Origin of the sequence: Micromonospora sp. NPDC051296 (genome assembly GCF_040682255.1) — a bacterium.
GTDB classification, from domain to species: domain Bacteria; phylum Actinomycetota; class Actinomycetes; order Mycobacteriales; family Micromonosporaceae; genus Micromonospora; species Micromonospora craterilacus.
On record NZ_JBFBAO010000638.1, the window covers coordinates 1 to 1,713 of the forward strand.

Consider the following 1,713-nt stretch of genomic DNA (forward strand, 5'->3'; position numbering starts at 1 on the left):
GAGCCGGGGCTGAGCAGCAGCGCGTCCAGCCCGGCGGCGGCGGTGGCGCGCTGCGCGGCGGCCAGCCGCTGCGGCGGGTACAGCTCCTCGGTTCCCACCCAGTCAGCTTAACGGTCGTTTGGGCCGAGTGGGCCGGCCGGGGCCGTGTCCCGGCGGTGCGCCGAGGTCAGCCGATCAGCCAGAGGCAGAACGGGTGACCGTCCGGGTCCAGGCAGACCCGCACGTCCTCCTGCGGCTGATAGTCGGCCAGGCTCGCGCCGCAGGCCAGCGCGTGGTCGAGGGCATCGGACAGGTTCTCGACGCCGATCTCCAGGTGCATCATCATCTGCTGCCGGCCCGCCTCGGCCGGCCAGGTCGGGCGCACGTACGCCCGCTCGCGCTGGAAGGACAGGCCCACCCCGCCGTCGGCCGAGCGCAGGATGACGTCGTCGGTCTCCTCGACCTCGACGTCCCAGCCGAGCAGGTTCGCGTAGAACCGGGCCAGCGCGGCCGGGTCGGGCGTGTCCAGGTTGACCGTGGTCAGTGTCAGCCGGGCGGCTGCGGACATGGCGTCCTCCTGATCGCGCGACCGCCGTGCCGTCCGCGGCGAACGTCGGTGGGTTGTGTCAGGCTGTCGGGCGTGGCACAGCAGACCCCGATCATGCTCGTCGACGCGCCCAGTCTCTACTTCCGGGCGTACTTCGGCATCCCCGAGTCCGCCGCGAAGACCGCCGACGGCCAGCCGGTCAACGCCGTACGCGGCTTCCTCGACATGCTCGCCCAACTGATCCGCACCCGGCGGCCGGGCCGGATGGTGTGCGCGATGGACCACGACTGGCGGCCGGACTGGCGGGTGGCGCTGCTGCCGTCGTACAAGGCGCACCGAGTGGCGCCCGAGGGCGGCGAGGTGGTGCCGGACACCCTCACCCCGCAGGTGCCGATGATCCTCGACGTGCTCGACGCACTGGGCATCACCGTGGTCGGCGCGGCCGGCTACGAGGCCGACGACGTGCTCGGCACCCTGTCGGTCACCCAGCCCGGGCCGGTGGAGGTGGTCTCGGGCGACCGCGACCTGTTCCAGCTGATCGACGACGCCCGCGGGGTGCGGCTGCTCTACATCGGGCGGGGCGTGGCCAAGCTGGACGACTGCGACGACACCGCGGTCCGCGCCCGCTACGGCGTGCCGGCCGATCGGTACGCCGAGTTCGCCGCCCTGCGCGGCGACCCGAGCGACGGGCTACCCGGGGTGGTCGGGGTCGGCGAGAAGACCGCCGCCCGCCTGGTGGACCGGTACGGCGACATCGCCGGCATCCTCGCCGCCCTGGACGACCCGGCCTCCGGCTTCGCCCCCGGGCTGCGCACCAAGCTCGTCGCCGCCCGCGACTACCTCGCCGTGGCGCCGAAGGTGGTCCGGGTCGCCCTGGACGTACCGCTGCCGCCGCTGCCCACCGAGCTACCGATCGCGCCGGCCGACCCGGACAGACTCATCGAGCTGGCCGAGCGTTGGAACCTGGCCGGCTCCACCCGCCGCCTGGTCGACGCCCTCACCACCCGCACCCCCACCACCTGAGACACCAGCACCCCTCCCACCCAGACCCCGACTTCCCACCCTCCCCTCCCCCGCCCGGAGTGGCGCTGGCCAGCATGATCGCGGCCGGGGATGAGGCGGGCGGCGGGAGCGCAGCTCGCGCGGTGTGGTACCGGGCAGTCGGACGGGGGGCGGCAGCTCCCCGG

Annotated in this window: 2 protein-coding genes; one reads left to right on the forward strand and one right to left on the reverse strand. The window is 74.1% G+C overall.

The annotated features are described in order from the left end of the window. Window positions 1–166: 166 nt before the first annotated feature. On the reverse strand, window positions 167–547 hold the full coding sequence (locus AB0M52_RS33735) for a VOC family protein (RefSeq protein WP_363961923.1): 381 nt from the start codon (window positions 545–547) through the stop codon (window positions 167–169). A 93-nt stretch (window positions 548–640) separates the two neighbouring features. Between AB0M52_RS33735 and AB0M52_RS33740 the strand changes: the two genes are divergently transcribed. Next, the gene (locus AB0M52_RS33740) at window positions 641–1,549 is read left to right on the forward strand and encodes a 5'-3' exonuclease (protein WP_363961925.1); all 909 of its coding nucleotides are present in this window, start codon (window positions 641–643) and stop codon (window positions 1,547–1,549) included. Window positions 1,550–1,713 lie beyond the last annotated feature (164 nt).

Excerpts from the sequence above, each read along its gene's own strand:
- AB0M52_RS33735 (WP_363961923.1), bottom strand. The coding sequence starts at position 547 with ATGTCCGCAGCCGCCCGGCTGACACTGACCACGGTCAACCTGGACACG.
- AB0M52_RS33740 (WP_363961925.1), top strand. The coding sequence starts at position 641 with ATGCTCGTCGACGCGCCCAGTCTCTACTTCCGGGCGTACTTCGGCATC.